The 14,027-nt window shown below is 61.3% G+C and carries 12 protein-coding genes; 9 read left to right on the top strand and 3 right to left on the bottom strand.

Translation table 11 applies throughout. The features are described from left to right. Positions 1-21 precede the first annotated feature (21 nt). Positions 22-558: a DUF3299 domain-containing protein gene (locus PspCFBP13509_RS06915; protein WP_027608241.1), complete on the top strand. Its 537-nt coding sequence runs from the start codon at positions 22-24 to the stop codon at positions 556-558. 57 nt (positions 559-615) lie between these two features. Here the strand turns inward: PspCFBP13509_RS06915 and PspCFBP13509_RS06910 are convergent, their stop codons facing one another. Both PspCFBP13509_RS06910 and PspCFBP13509_RS06905 read right to left on the bottom strand, forming a co-directional pair. Next, positions 616-1,515, bottom strand: coding sequence for a D-hexose-6-phosphate mutarotase (locus PspCFBP13509_RS06910; RefSeq protein ID WP_137211728.1), 900 nt, complete (start codon positions 1,513-1,515; stop codon positions 616-618). Positions 1,516-1,572: 57 nt separating this feature from the next. After that, positions 1,573-1,977: an acyl-CoA thioesterase gene (locus PspCFBP13509_RS06905; protein ID WP_003176975.1), complete on the bottom strand. Its 405-nt coding sequence runs from the start codon at positions 1,975-1,977 to the stop codon at positions 1,573-1,575. A 409-nt stretch (positions 1,978-2,386) separates the two neighbouring features. On the opposite strand from PspCFBP13509_RS06905, the gene PspCFBP13509_RS06900 reads away from it, so the two are divergent. From PspCFBP13509_RS06900 to PspCFBP13509_RS06865, 8 genes are all read left to right on the top strand, one after another. After that, complete coding sequence (locus PspCFBP13509_RS06900) at positions 2,387-3,676, top strand: MFS transporter (protein WP_027608244.1); 1,290 nt, start codon at positions 2,387-2,389, stop codon at positions 3,674-3,676. A 267-nt stretch (positions 3,677-3,943) separates the two neighbouring features. After that, positions 3,944-4,930 (top strand): phosphate ABC transporter substrate-binding protein PstS, encoded by a 987-nt coding sequence (locus PspCFBP13509_RS06895; RefSeq protein WP_016978637.1) that lies wholly within the window; start codon positions 3,944-3,946, stop codon positions 4,928-4,930. 384 nt (positions 4,931-5,314) lie between these two features. Continuing rightward, positions 5,315-7,348 (top strand): ABC transporter permease subunit, encoded by a 2,034-nt coding sequence (locus PspCFBP13509_RS06890; RefSeq protein WP_174562752.1) that lies wholly within the window; start codon positions 5,315-5,317, stop codon positions 7,346-7,348. Between the two features lie 15 nt (positions 7,349-7,363). Further along, the gene (pstA, locus tag PspCFBP13509_RS06885; protein WP_027608246.1) at positions 7,364-9,034 is read left to right on the top strand and encodes a phosphate ABC transporter permease PstA; all 1,671 of its coding nucleotides are present in this window, start codon (positions 7,364-7,366) and stop codon (positions 9,032-9,034) included. A gap of 93 nt (positions 9,035-9,127) precedes the next feature. Beyond that, positions 9,128-9,961, top strand: coding sequence for a phosphate ABC transporter ATP-binding protein PstB (gene pstB, locus PspCFBP13509_RS06880; RefSeq protein WP_027608247.1), 834 nt, complete (start codon positions 9,128-9,130; stop codon positions 9,959-9,961). A 70-nt stretch (positions 9,962-10,031) separates the two neighbouring features. After that, positions 10,032-10,793, top strand: coding sequence for a phosphate signaling complex protein PhoU (gene phoU / locus PspCFBP13509_RS06875; protein ID WP_027608248.1), 762 nt, complete (start codon positions 10,032-10,034; stop codon positions 10,791-10,793). A 168-nt stretch (positions 10,794-10,961) separates the two neighbouring features. Next, complete coding sequence (locus tag PspCFBP13509_RS06870) at positions 10,962-11,873, top strand: response regulator (protein ID WP_027608249.1); 912 nt, start codon at positions 10,962-10,964, stop codon at positions 11,871-11,873. Positions 11,874-11,955: 82 nt separating this feature from the next. Beyond that, a complete protein-coding gene (locus PspCFBP13509_RS06865) occupies positions 11,956-12,627 on the top strand; it encodes a peptidoglycan DD-metalloendopeptidase family protein (protein WP_137211727.1) in 672 nt (223 codons plus the stop codon). A gap of 3 nt (positions 12,628-12,630) precedes the next feature. On the opposite strand, the gene PspCFBP13509_RS06860 is transcribed toward PspCFBP13509_RS06865, so the two are convergent. Then, positions 12,631-13,971 carry a hemolysin family protein gene (locus PspCFBP13509_RS06860; RefSeq protein ID WP_027608251.1) on the bottom strand — a complete coding sequence of 447 codons (1,341 nt, stop codon included), beginning with the start codon at positions 13,969-13,971 and terminating at the stop codon, positions 12,631-12,633. Positions 13,972-14,027: the final 56 nt, after the last annotated feature.

Here is a 14,027-nt window from a genome sequence, read left to right as displayed (position 1 = left end):
TTGTACTTGCCGAGCCTCTCCATGCGCCGTCTCCTGTTGACTCTCCTTCTGCTGGGCTCTGGCCTGGCCCACGCCGGTGAATTGCCGGAAACCGACTGGCTCGACCTGATGCCGCTGTCGGACCAGAAGGCCCTCGAGGCCATGCCCGAGATCGACCACAACTCCCCCGAAGCCCAAGGCACGTTCACCGACAAAGGTGGCCTGAAGCAGAGCAAAGGCTTGCCGGCGGTGATGTATTCGACCAAGACCGTGGCTGCCATGAACGGCAGGAACATCCGCATCGGCGGCTACCCGGTGCCGTTGGAAACCGACGCCAAAGGCCGCAGCACCCTGTTCTTCCTGGTGCCATACCCGGGCGCCTGCATCCACGTGCCGCCACCGCCGCCTAACCAGTTGGTGCTGGTGCGTTATCCCAAGGGTTTGAAGCTGGATGATATCTACACGCCGCTGTGGGTGACCGGCACGTTGAAGGTGGAGACGGTGAATAACGATTTGGCCGACGCCGCCTATGCGCTGGATGCGGGCAAGGTGCGGGTCGTAAAGGAATCCGATCTATAAGCTTACGCTGAACCCAATGTGGGGGGCGGTGTGCCCCTCCCACATTTTCGATTGGGTTTACAGGGCGATAGCGGTGATGCTCACGCCCAGCGTGTGGCTTTCACCTGGGGCCAGGCTCACCACATCATCCAGCACATTCGCCGTCTCGATGCACAGCATGCCCTGCCAGCCATCATCGGCCATGTCGTCGAAGGCTTTGGCGCGTTCGGTCCAGGGGTTCCAGATCACGGTGGATTTCGAGCCTTGGCTGGTGAGCTGGATGCGACGCTGCCAGTCCTGATCGAGGATGCTCAGCGACGGGGGCGTATCGAGGTAGATGCGGTCGGTCTCGGCGCTGAAGTGCAGCAGGCCGGATTGTGTCTTCTCGCTCCAGCCATCGGCGGTATCGATGTATACCGAGCCGTCCAGGCCTTCGACCTGCACGTTGCGTACGTCGCTCACGGCGAAATAGGTGTGCAGCGCCTGGCTGAGCGTGACAGTGTCGTTGCCACGGTTGTGGCTGGTCAGGCGGATGTGCAGTTGGTTGTCCAGCAGCAGGCTCAGGCTCAGGTCGACCTGATGGGGCCAGCCGGGGAAGCCGCCTGCAGGAACCGGTAGTTGCAGGTCCACCCGCAGCGCTTCACCTTCAAGGGTGGTCCCGGCCAATGCCCAGGTCGCGGTACGCACGAAACCGTGAGCGCCCGCAGGCTGATCACTTTGGCGCATCGCCTTTACGCTGGGCGGGTTGCGGTCGAACACCCCAAACCAGGGCCAGCACACCGGGACGCCGGTACGAATGCCCTTGCCCTTCTTGAACACCGCCTCAGGGTTCGGCCAGATCAGCGGCTGCTCGCCTTCGCGGCCGTAACTGAAGATATGCGCGCCCTGCTGGGCGATCATCAGTTCGGCGCCGTTATGGCGGATGCGCCAGCAGTCCAGTTCGTCGACTTTCACGGTCTCAACGTGGGGCGTAGGCATAACAGGCACTCTCAATGGCAGGCAATGGGGCAATTGACCGTCAAAACCCCGCGAGGTTTAACGCGCGCGCGATGGCACCGAGCGTGTGCGGCCGCTGCCATCGATAGCGACGAACACAAACACCGCCTCGGTGACCTTGCGCCATTCGCTGGACAGCGGGTCGTCGCTCCACACTTCGACCATCATCTGGATCGAGCTGCGGCCGATTTCCAGGGCCTGGGTATAGAAGGACAATTGCGCGCCCACTGCCACCGGCACCAGGAACGCCATGCGGTCAATGGCCACGGTGGCCACACGCCCGCCCGCGACCTTGCTGGCCATGGCGGTACCGGCGAGGTCCATCTGCGCGACCAGCCAGCCGCCGAAAATATCGCCAAAACCGTTGGTTTCACGCGGGAGCGCGGTGATTTGCAGGGCGAGATCGCCTTGCGGGATAGGATCTTCTTGTTCGAGTTCGATCATGCCGGGGGGCCTCTGACCCGTGACGCTTTTATAGGTGGAGCAAGGTGGATAGCCGACTGTTAGAAAAACGTTTCAGCACAAACATACTCCGTTCGATACGTTTCTCGTAAGGCGTGCTAAAGGGAAACTCTGCCAAATCGGCTGGATGGCACCCAACGGCGTTTTGGCGCAGCAGCCCCTCAAGCCTGGGGTTCTTGCGCTTGCAAGGGCCGAGTATATCGAGACCCTGGCGCCACGACGACCTCCCTACGCTCATTTGGTCGGTAAATAGCCGCTGTATCGCGGCTTTTGCGCGCAACTGTTCTCCTGGCGCTGTGCTTTTACAAGCGATTTGCTATCTTGCCAGACCCGCCGCCAGTCCCGGGCGTGCCGTCCTTATCAAGCTGACTACTATAAGAGAAGCCTTGCCATGTCCTCCGTGCCCGCAAGCAGTGCGCAACCGTCGCGCCCGCTGACCCGCAACGACTACAAAACCCTGTCGCTGTCTGCCTTGGGCGGGGCGCTGGAGTTTTATGACTTCATCATTTTCGTGTTTTTCGCCACCGTGGTCGGAAAACTGTTCTTCCCTGTCGATATGCCCGAATGGCTGCGCATGATGCAGACCTTCGGGATCTTCGCCGCCGGTTACCTGGCACGCCCGCTGGGCGGCATCATCATGGCGCACTTCGGTGACCTGCTGGGCCGCAAGAAGATGTTCACCCTGAGCATCTTCATGATGGCAGTGCCGACCCTGATCATGGGCCTGCTGCCGACCTACGCGCAGATCGGCCTGTGGGCGCCGGTCCTGTTGCTGTTGATGCGCATCATCCAGGGCGCAGCGATTGGCGGTGAAGTCCCGGGCGCCTGGGTGTTCGTGTCCGAACACGTACCGCCGCGCCACATTGGTTACGCCTGCGGCACCCTGACCAGCGGCCTGACCGCCGGTATCCTGCTGGGTTCGCTGGTGGCCACTGCCATCAACACTATTTACAGCCCGGAGCAGGTCTCGGATTACGCCTGGCGCATTCCTTTCCTGCTTGGTGGCGTGTTCGGCCTGCTGTCGGTGTACCTGCGCCGCTGGCTGCATGAAACGCCGATCTTCGCCGAGATGCAGCAACGCAAGACCCTGGCCGCCGAGCTGCCATTGCGTGCCGTATTACGTGACCACCGTGGTGCCATCGTATTGTCGATGCTGCTGACCTGGCTGTTGTCGGCCGGCGTCGTGGTGGTCATCCTGATGACCCCGACCGTGTTGCAGACCATCTACCACTTCAGCCCGACTGTTGCGCTGCAAGCCAATAGCCTGGCCATCGTGACTTTGAGCCTTGGCTGCATTGCCTCCGGCGCCCTGGCTGACCGTTTTGGTGCCGGGCGTGTACTGGTAAGCGGTTGCGCCTTGCTGCTGGCGACCTCCTGGACGCTGTACCACAGCCTCATGACCCACCCGGACTGGCTGTTCCCGCTGTATGCCTTGACCGGCCTGTTCGTCGGCACCATTGGCGTGGTGCCTTACGTGATGGTGAAAGCCTTCCCGCCCGTGGTGCGCTTCAGTGGCCTGTCGTTTTCCTACAACGTGGCCTACGCCGTGTTCGGCGGGCTGACGCCGCTGGCGGTGTCGCTGCTGATGAAGGAAAGCCCGATGGGCCCGGCTTACTACGTGGCTGTCCTGTGTGTGATGGGGATGGTGGTGGGTGGGTATCTGTGGAAGCGCGGGCGGTAACCCCGTTTAGCGCTTTTACCGGTAACCATGTGGCGAGGGAGCAAGCTCCCTCGCCACATGCCTTGCGTTTTATAACAATTACAGCTTGTTTCCAAGAAGTCGCTTAGTCGCTCTAACCTCCTCGTACGTCCCGACCTTCTCTCCTTTTGTTGTGTGATCTCCAATGCTGGCCTTTCATCCAATTGTCATATTTCAGACATAGAGTGTTCACACGGCCTCTCGATACTTGGCCCCGATCCAACTATCCCTATCTGCTAGGAGCAAGGCATGAAACTGAAACGTTTGATGGCGGCAATGACTTTTGTCGCTGCTGGCGTTGCGACCGCCAACGCGGTGGCCGCAGGTGTTGATCCGGCAATCCCGGCTTACGTCAAGACCACTGGTGTGTCGGGCAACTTGTCCAGCGTCGGTTCCGATACCCTGGCCAACCTGATGACCCTGTGGGCCGAGGGTTACAAAAAGGAATACCCGAACGTCAACATCCAGATTCAAGCTGCCGGCTCCGCCACCGCGCCACCTGCGCTGACTGAAGGCACCTCCAACCTGGGCCCGATGAGCCGCAAGATGAAGGACACCGAACTGGCGGCCTTCGAGCAGAAGTACGGCTACAAGCCAACCGCTATCCCGGTTGCCGTGGATGCCCTGGCCGTGTTCGTGCACAAGGACAACCCGATCCAGCACCTGACCATGGAACAAGTCGACGCGATCTTCTCCTCGACTCGCCTGTGTGGTGGCAAAGCCGATGTGAAAACCTGGGGTGACCTGGGTGTGACCGGCGACCTGGCCAACAAGCCAGTGCAACTGTTCGGCCGTAACTCGGTATCCGGCACCTACGGCTACTTCAAGGAAGAAGCCCTGTGCAAAGGCGACTACAAGCCTAACGTGAACGAACAACCCGGCTCGGCTTCGGTCGTGCAGTCGATCAGCTCTTCGCTGAACGGCATCGGTTACTCGGGCATCGGCTACAAGACCGCCAGTGTGAAGACCGTGGCCCTGGCCAAGAAAGGCAGCACTGACTTCATCGAAGACAGCGAAGAAAACGCCCTGAACGGCAAATACCCGCTGTCGCGTTTCCTCTACGTTTACGTCAACAAAGCCCCGAACAAGCCTCTGGCCCCGCTGGAAGCCGAGTTCGTGAAACTGGTTCTGTCCAAACAGGGCCAGGAAGTTGTCGTCAAGGACGGCTACATCCCACTGCCAGCCAAGGTTGCCGCCAAGGCCCTGGCTGACCTGGGTCTGAAAGAAGGCAACTGATTGCCTCTGCGGGGCCGGAATACCGGCCCCGCATCCGAATTTTCTAGTCCGCTGCCAGCCCTGCTTCGCGGCGGATTTGTTGCGTCACTGCACTGTCATCTTTCTGTCATACAGGATCGCTAGGGTGTGCGCATGAATGATCTGGCCAATTCCACCATGACGACAACTTCTCCCCCCAAGCGCATTGATTTCAATACGCCTGAGCTGCAACGCAAGCGCCGTATTCGCGCGCTCAAGGATCGCCTGACCCGTTGGTATGTGCTGGTGGGCGGCCTCGCCGTTCTGGGTGCGATCACCCTGATTTTCTTTTTCCTCGCCTACGTGGTCGCGCCACTGTTCCAAGGCGCCTCGCTGACCAAGGAAGACGCACTGACGCCCGCCTGGATGCAGGACGCCGGCAAGCCGTTGTTGATCTCCCTGGAAGAGCAGAACCAGGTCGCCATGCGGGTTTCCGACAAGGGCCAGGCGCTGTTCTTTGACGTCACGAGCGGTGCCGAACTCAAGCGTGTCGACCTGCCGCTTGCGCCCGGCGTGAGCGTGGCTTCCATCGGTGAAGACCAGCCGGGCAGCCCGCTGGTGATCCTCGGTTTGTCCAATGGCCAGTCCCTGGTGTTCCGTCACACCTATAAGGTGTCGTACCCGGACGGCAAGAAGACCATCACGCCTGCGATTGAATACCCCTACGGTGAAACGCCGATCGTGCTCGACGATGCCGGCCGGCCGTTGGAGCATGTCGCCCTCAACGCCACCGATTCGTCGCTGGTGGTGGCAGGCTCGGCCGGTTCGCACTTGAACGTGCTGACCCTGAGCCGCGAAGAAAACATGATGACCGGTGAAGTCACCAGCGAGCAGAAGCGTGTCGAGCTGCCGCAAATGACCGAGCCGGTGAAGGCGATCTTCATCGATCCGCGCCAGCAATGGCTGTACGTGATCAACGGCCGCGCCCTGGCGGATGTGTTCAGCCTGCGCGACAAGAGCCTCAACGGTCGCTACAAATTACTGGAAGATGGCACTGCCGAAGTCACCGCCAGCACCCAGTTGGTGGGCGGCATCTCGCTGATCGTCGGTAACTCCAAAGGCGGCCTGGCCCAGTGGTTCATGGCCCGTGACCCGGATGGCGAGCAGCGCTTCAAGCAGATCCGTACCTTCCAGATGGGCACCGCGCCCATCGTGGAAATCACCGCCGAAGAGCGGCGCAAAGGCTTTACCGCCCTCGACGCTTCCGGCAAGTTCGGCGTGTTCCACAGCACCGCCCACCGCACCCTGCTGGTGGATCCGGTGGTCGACGGCCAGGGCGTGTTTGGTATGTCGCCGCGCGCCAACCGCGTGATCGTCGAAGCCGGCGGCAAGCTGCAGCCGCTGCTGCTGGATAACCCGCACCCGGAAGTGTCCTGGAGCGCGTTGTGGAGCAAGGTCTGGTACGAAAACTACGACGAGCCTAAGTACGTCTGGCAATCGACCGCCGCCAACACCGACTTCGAACCCAAGATGAGCCTGGCGCCATTGACCTTCGGTACCCTGAAGGCGGCGTTCTACGCCATGCTGCTGGCGGCGCCACTGGCCGTTGCCGCGGCGATCTACACCGCTTACTTCATGGCCCCGAGCCTGCGCCGCAAGGTCAAGCCGGTGATCGAACTGATGGAAGCCATGCCGACGGTGATCCTCGGCTTCTTCGCCGGCCTGTTCCTGGCGCCGTATGTCGAAGGGCATCTGCCGGGGATCTTCAGCCTGCTGATGCTGTTGCCGATTGGCATCCTGGTGGCCGGGTTTGTCTTCAGTCGCCTGCCCGAGTCGATTCGCCTGCGGGTTCCCGACGGTTGGGAAAGCGCAATCCTGATCCCGGTGATCCTGTTCGTGGGCTGGCTCTCGCTGTACATGAGCCCGTACCTGGAAACCTGGTTCTTCGGCGGCGACATGCGCATGTGGATCTCCCACGACCTGGGCATTACCTACGACCAGCGCAACGCCCTGGTGGTCGGCCTGGCCATGGGCTTTGCGGTGATCCCGAACATCTACTCCATCGCCGAAGACGCCGTGTTCAGCGTACCGCGCGGCCTGACCCTGGGTTCCCTGGCCCTGGGCGCCACGCCGTGGCAGACCATGACCCGCGTAGTGATCCTGACCGCCAGCCCGGGCATCTTCTCGGCGCTGATGATCGGCATGGGCCGCGCCGTGGGCGAGACCATGATCGTGCTGATGGCCACCGGTAACACGCCGGTGATGGAGATGAACCTGTTCGAAGGCCTGCGCACCCTGGCGGCCAACGTCGCGGTGGAAATGCCCGAGTCGGAAGTCGGCGGCAGTCACTACCGCGTGTTGTTCCTCTCGGCGCTGGTGCTGCTGCTGTTCACCTTCATCATGAACACCCTCGCCGAGCTGATTCGTCAGCGTCTGCGCAAGAAATACTCGTCGCTTTAAGAAAGGTAGAAGTCTGTGAAACAGAACTCCCTGAATGGATGGTTCAAGAGCGGCGCTCCGGGCGTCTGGATCAGCGGTGGCGCGGTGTCCATCGCGGTCATCATGACCATTGGTTTGTTGGCCGTGATTGCCGTGCGTGGCCTGGGCCACTTCTGGCCGGCCGACCTGATCCAGGCCAACTACAACGTGCCGGGCCAGGAAAACCATATCGTCATCGGCGAAGTGGTGCAGAAAGAAGAAGTGCCGCGCGAGCGCCTGAAAAGCGCGGGCCTGCCGGTGCCCGATGCGGGCCCTGAATTCATGACCCGCGAGCTGATCAAGGTCGGCAACCGCGATCTGAACGGCAACGACTTCACCTGGATTGTCGGCGAATGGTTGAAGGACCAGAGCACGCCGAAGAACCTGATGACCATCGAACGTCGTGAGTGGGGCAACTTCTACGGCACCCTGGTCAACGTCAAGCAGGATGGCAAGGTCATCGCTGAAGGCGAGGCCGCGTGGCCGGAGCTGCAAGCCCGCGTGGACCGTGTGAACAAGCTGGCGGCCCAGCTCAAGACCCTGGAGAAGTCCGACATCGGCGCGATCAACGCCGGCCTCGAGCGCATCCGCCTGCATGGCCGCAAACTGGAACTGGAAGGCAAGCTCGACGCTGCCGCCCAGGCCGACATGGAGGCCGATCGTGCCGAGCTGAACGCGCGCTACCAGGACATCGAAGCGCGCCTGGCCGACCTGCACGCCCAATTCAATCGCGATGCCTTGACCGCTCGCGATGGCAACGGCAAGGAAATTGAAATCGGCATCGGCAAGGTGGTGCACGCCTACCAGCCGAACGCCATGGGGACCGTGACCAAGATCGGTTTCTACGTCAGCAAGGTGTGGGAATTCCTCAGTGATGACCCGCGGGAGGCCAACACCGAAGGCGGGATCTTCCCGGCGATCTTCGGCACCGTGATGATGACCCTGATCATGGCGATGATCGTAACCCCGTTCGGCGTGCTGGCGGCGGTGTACCTGCGTGAATACGCCAAGCAGAACACCCTGACGCGCATCATCCGCATCGCCGTGAACAACCTGGCGGGTGTACCGGCCATCGTCTACGGCGTGTTCGGCCTGGGTTTCTTCGTGTATGTATTGGGTGGCTCGGTCGACCGTCTGTTCTTCGCCGAAGCGCTGCCGGCACCGACCTTCGGTACACCGGGCCTGCTCTGGGCCTCGCTGACCCTGGCGCTGCTGGCGGTACCGGTGGTGATCGTGGCCACCGAAGAAGGCCTGGCACGGATTCCGCGTACGGTGCGTGAAGGCTCCCTGGCGCTGGGCGCGACCAAGGCGGAAACGCTGTGGAAGATCGTGCTGCCGATGGCCAGCCCGGCGATGATGACCGGCATGATCCTCGCCGTGGCCCGCGCCGCCGGTGAAGTGGCGCCGCTGATGCTGGTCGGCGTGGTGAAACTCGCCCCGTCGCTGCCGCTGGACGGCAACTACCCGTACCTGCACCTGGACCAGAAGATCATGCACCTGGGCTTCCATATCTATGACGTCGGCTTTCAGAGCCCTAACGTTGAGGCTGCACGGCCGCTGGTGTACGCCACCGCCTTGCTGCTGGTGCTGGTGATCGCCACGCTCAACCTGTCGGCGGTGTGGATTCGTAACCACCTGCGCGAGAAGTACAAGGCGCTGGACAGCTAAAGCTATTCGCCACAAGCGGCAAGCTACAAGCCGCTTTTGCTCAAATCTTGCAGCTTGCAGCTAAAAGCGTGCAGCTACGAACGGAGTGAGACCATGCAACACGACACCCATTCCCACGGCATCAACATGTCTGCCCTGGGTCGCGACAAACAGAGCCTGAGCCTGGCCCAGGAAACCGTGGCCATCGAAGTACCGGGCCTGAGCCTGTATTACGGTGACAAGCAGGCACTGTTCGACGTCAGCATGAACATCCCCAAGCAGCGCGTGACCGCCTTTATCGGCCCGTCGGGCTGCGGCAAGTCCACGCTGCTGCGTACCTTCAACCGCATGAACGACCTGGTGGACGGTTGCCGCGTGGACGGGGCCATCAACCTCTACGGCACCAACATCTACCGCAAGGGCGAAGACGTGGCCGAACTGCGTCGCCGTGTGGGCATGGTGTTCCAGAAGCCTAACCCGTTCCCCAAGACCATCTACGAAAACGTGGTCTACGGCCTGCGCATCCAGGGCATCAACAAGAAGCGCATCCTCGACGAAGCCGTTGAGTGGGCCCTTAAAGGCGCGGCGCTGTGGGACGAGGTCAAGGACCGCCTGCACGAATCGGCACTCGGCCTGTCCGGCGGCCAGCAGCAACGTCTGGTGATCGCGCGCACCATCGCCGTGGAGCCGGAAGTGCTGCTGCTCGACGAACCGTGCTCGGCACTCGACCCGATCTCGACGCTGAAAGTCGAAGAACTGATCTACGAGCTCAAGTCCAAATTCACCATCGTTATCGTGACCCACAACATGCAACAGGCGGCGCGGGTTTCCGACTACACCGCGTTCATGTACATGGGCAAGCTGGTGGAGTTCGGCGATACCGACACCCTGTTCACCAATCCGGCGAAGAAGCAGACCGAAGACTACATCACCGGTCGCTACGGCTAGGAAGCTGTGGTTCTGATTGCACTGACGCTGCGGTTCTCCGCACCTTACCGGACGCTCCAAGGACGCCAACATGATTAGCAAAGAAGGCCTTACCCACCACATCTCCGCGCAGTTCAACGCCGAGCTCGAGGAAGTGCGCAGCCACCTCCTGGCGATGGGCGGGCTGGTGGAGAAGCAAGTCAACGATGCCGTTACTGCGCTGATCGAGGCCGACTCGGGCCTGGCCCAGCAAGTGCGCGAGATCGACGACCAGATCAACCAGATGGAACGCAACATCGACGAAGAATGCCTGCGCATTCTCGCCCGTCGCCAGCCGGCAGCATCCGACCTGCGCCTGATCATCAGCATTTCCAAGTCGGTGATCGACCTCGAGCGGATCGGCGACGAAGCCACCAAGATTGCCCGCCGTGCCATCCAGCTGTGCGAAGAGGGTGAAGCGCCGCGCGGTTATGTCGAAGTGCGTCATATCGGCGACCAGGTGCGCAACATGGTACGGGATGCCCTGGATGCCTTTGCGCGCTTTGACGCCGAGCTGGCATTGTCGGTAGCGCAGTACGACAAGGTCATCGACCGAGAATACAAGACCGCCCTGCGTGAGCTGGCCACCTACATGATGGAAGACCCGCGCTCTATCTCGCGGGTCTTGAGCATCATCTGGGTGTTGCGCTCCCTGGAGCGGATCGGTGATCACGCGCGCAATATCTCGGAACTGGTGATCTATCTGGTGCGCGGTACCGACGTACGGCACATGGGTCTCAAGCGCATGAAGGCCGAAGTTGAGGGTTCAGCCGATCAAATCCCTAATGTTCCGGGCGAACCTGACGATAAGTAAGGTTGCCCGAGAAATTAACGCCCGGCCTCTGGTCGGGCGTTTTCGTTTGTGGCGCCTGAATTTTTTGCGAATCGGGTAAAAGAAAGTCCGAACGTGACTACAGAGTTTTGGCAAAATGCCATTAGTCAGGCGTTTTGCGTGCCGAAGTTTTTATAGGATGAAGGGTCGATGAGTAAAGTCAGTGTATTGGTGGTGGATGACGCCTCGTTTATCCGCGACCTGGTGAAGAAGTGCCTGCGCAACTACTTCCCCGGGATCAAGCTTGAAGATGCGGTAAACGGCAAGAAGGCCCAGACCATCCTGATGCGCGAGAGCTTCGACCTGGTGCTGTGCGACTGGGAAATGCCGGAGATGTCCGGCCTGGAGCTGTTGACCTGGTGCCGTGAGCAACCGCACCTCAAGGCCATGCCGTTTGTGATGGTGACCAGCCGTGGCGACAAAGAGAACGTGGTCCAGGCGATCCAGGCCGGGGTTTCCGGTTACGTCAGCAAACCGTTCACCAACGAGCAACTGCTGAACAAGGTCAAGCAAGCCCTGCACAAGGTCGGTCGCCTCGACGCCCTGGTCGCCAGCGCGCCGACCAAGATGAACTCGGCCTTCGGCAATGATTCCCTGAGTGCCCTGACCGGTGGCAAGCCTGAAGCCGTACGTGCAGCCCCCGTTGCGGCGGCTGCGTCTGCGCCAAGCAAAGGCCTGCTTAACAACGCCCCGCCGGTCCAAGCGCCAGGCGCTGCACCCACTGGCGGCCGTGGCCAGGGCCAGTTGCGCCTGTCCAGCGGCACCCAGCAATGCGTGATCAAGGCGCTGAGCATCAAGGAGGCGCTGCTGGTGGTGCGTCGCGGTGAGGTCCTGCCTCAGGTACTGGAAAGTGCCGTGCTCGACCTGGAACAGGGCGACAACGCCGAGGTGGCGCGTCTCAACGGCTACCTGCACGCCATCGTCGCCTTCGAACCCAAGCCGGACAGTGACTGGCTGCAACTGACCTTCCGCTTTATCGACCAGGATGCGCAGAAGCTCGACTACATCTCCCGCCTGATTGCGCGCGGTACGGCGCAGAAGCATTTTGTGCCGGGGGCCTGACTTTCAGTCCGAAGGGGCGTGCCCTGGGATTGTCATGATCCCTTGCTAGCTTGCTGTTCATTCACTCCGGCAGGTTCGCGCCATGCTCCTTCGCCTTTTGCTGTCCTGCATGTTGGCCTTGGTCGCCAATTCGACCCAGGCCATGACCCTGTACAAATCCACCGATGCCAACGGCATGGTGTTTTTCAGCGATCGGCAAACCCTCGGCGCCCAGGCGTTCGTGATCCAGGAACGTAGGGTCGAGCGCGTACAGCCGCCGGTACTCTACAGGCCAAAACCCGTTTACCCGCAACAAGCCTACCGTTACCCCTTGCCCTGGCGTGGCGGTCCGTTCCGCCTGACCCAAGGTCCCAACGGCAGCTTCAGCCACACCGACGCCAAAAGCCGCTACGCCATGGACATCGCCATGCCCGAAGGCACGCCGATCATCGCGGCACGCAGCGGTGTGGTGGTGAAAATCGAGAATAGCCAGATCGGACGCGGCAACGATGCGTCAGGCAATTTCGTGCGCGTGCAGCACGATGACGGCACCCAGGGTGTGTACCTGCACCTCAAGCAAGGCTCGGTGAGTGTCAGGCCGGGGCAGCGTGTGGCGGTGGGCAGCGCGCTGGGGTTGTCGGGCAATACCGGCAACAGCAGCGGGCCGCACCTGCACTTTGTGGTGCAACAGAGTACCGCGGCCGGGCTGGTGTCGATTCCTTACGAATTCAACCAGCCGGTCGGGACATTGCCCAATTTTGCATTGGGCAATTGAGGGTCAATCCAGCAGCAGGACCTTGGCCAGCACGATCTTCGGCCCTTTCATCTTCTTGATGATGATCCGCAAGCCTTCAACCTCCAGCACTTCTTCCTCTTCCGGCACGCGCTTGAGGGTGTCGTAGATCAGCCCTGCCAGGGTTTCGGCCTCGATGTGGTCCAGGTCGACGCCCAGCAGGCGTTCCACCTTGAACAGCGGCGTATCGCCCCGTACCAGCAATTTGCCAGGCTGGTAGGCGAGGATGCCGCGCTCGGCCTTGCGGTGTTCGTCCTGGATATCGCCCACCAGCACTTCCAGCACGTCTTCCATGGTCAGGTAGCCGATGATCTTGCCGTCGGCTTCTTCCACCAGGGCAAAGTGCGCGCCGCCTTTGCGGAACTGCTCCAGCAACTGCGACAACGGCATGTGCCGCGACACACGTTCCAGCGGGCGGGTCAGCTCGGCCAGGTTGAACGATTCGGGGATGTGGTCCAGGGCCGCCAGTTCCAGCAGCAGGTCCTTGATGTGCAAAAGCCCGACGAACTCGTTGCGCACCGCGTCATACACCGGATAGCGGCTGAATTTATGGCGACGGAACAGCGCGAGGATTTCCTTGAGCGGGGCGTTGAAGTCCAGGGTCACCAGGTCTTCACGGGAGTTGGCCCAATCCACCACTTCCAGCTCGCCCATCTCCACGGCCGAGGCCAGTACGCGCATGCCTTGGTCGCTCGGGTCCTGGCCACGGCTGGAGTGCAGGATCAGCTTGAGCTCTTCGCGGCTGTAATGGTGCTCGTGGTGCGGGCCGGGCTCGCCTTGGCCGGCGATGCGCAGGATCGCGTTGGCGCTGGCGTTGAGCAGGTAGATCGCCGGGTACATGGCCCAGTAGAACAGGTACAGCGGCACCGCCGTCCACAGTGACAGCAGTTCGGGCTTGCGAATGGCCCAGGACTTGGGCGCCAGTTCACCGACCACGATGTGCAGGTAGGAAATCACGAAGAACGCGGCAAAGAACGACACGCCCTTGATCACTTCCGGCGATTCGACGCCTGCGGCGCCCAGCAGCGGTTCGAGGATGTGCGCGAACGCCGGCTCACCGACCCAGCCCAGGCCCAGGGAGGCCAGGGTGATACCCAGCTGGCAGGCCGACAGGTAGGCGTCGAGCTGGCTGTGCACGGTACGCAGGATCTGCCCGCGCCAGCCGTTGGTGTGGGCGATGGCCTCGACCCGGGTCGAGCGCAGCTTGACCATGGCAAATTCCGCCGCAACGAAAAAACCGTTGAGCAGTACCAGGATTAGAGCAAAAAGAATCATGCCGAAATCGGCGAAGAGTGTGGCGAGGGTGATACCAGGGGAAGGGTCCATGATTGGGTTTTGCAGGTTCCGTGTGTTCAATAAGGGGGTGACAGAAGGGCCTGAAA

The sequence above is a fragment of the Pseudomonas sp. CFBP13509 genome, from assembly GCF_005233485.1.
Classification (GTDB): Bacteria; Pseudomonadota; Gammaproteobacteria; order Pseudomonadales; family Pseudomonadaceae; genus Aquipseudomonas; species Aquipseudomonas marginalis.
Note: the sequence above shows the minus strand (reverse complement) of the source record. Positions and strands in the feature narration are given on the sequence as shown.

Coding starts and splice junctions, on each gene's coding strand:
- PspCFBP13509_RS06915 (WP_027608241.1), top strand. CDS start 22: ATGCGCCGTCTCCTGTTGACTCTCCTTCTGCTGGGCTCTGGCCTGGCC.
- PspCFBP13509_RS06910 (WP_137211728.1), bottom strand. CDS start 1,515: ATGCCTACGCCCCACGTTGAGACCGTGAAAGTCGACGAACTGGACTGC.
- PspCFBP13509_RS06905 (WP_003176975.1), bottom strand. CDS start 1,977: ATGATCGAACTCGAACAAGAAGATCCTATCCCGCAAGGCGATCTCGCC.
- PspCFBP13509_RS06900 (WP_027608244.1), top strand. CDS start 2,387: ATGTCCTCCGTGCCCGCAAGCAGTGCGCAACCGTCGCGCCCGCTGACC.
- PspCFBP13509_RS06895 (WP_016978637.1), top strand. CDS start 3,944: ATGAAACTGAAACGTTTGATGGCGGCAATGACTTTTGTCGCTGCTGGC.
- PspCFBP13509_RS06890 (WP_174562752.1), top strand. CDS start 5,315: ATGCAGGACGCCGGCAAGCCGTTGTTGATCTCCCTGGAAGAGCAGAAC.
- pstB (WP_027608247.1), top strand. CDS start 9,128: ATGCAACACGACACCCATTCCCACGGCATCAACATGTCTGCCCTGGGT.
- phoU (WP_027608248.1), top strand. CDS start 10,032: ATGATTAGCAAAGAAGGCCTTACCCACCACATCTCCGCGCAGTTCAAC.
- PspCFBP13509_RS06870 (WP_027608249.1), top strand. CDS start 10,962: ATGAGTAAAGTCAGTGTATTGGTGGTGGATGACGCCTCGTTTATCCGC.
- PspCFBP13509_RS06865 (WP_137211727.1), top strand. CDS start 11,956: ATGCTCCTTCGCCTTTTGCTGTCCTGCATGTTGGCCTTGGTCGCCAAT.
- PspCFBP13509_RS06860 (WP_027608251.1), bottom strand. CDS start 13,971: ATGGACCCTTCCCCTGGTATCACCCTCGCCACACTCTTCGCCGATTTC.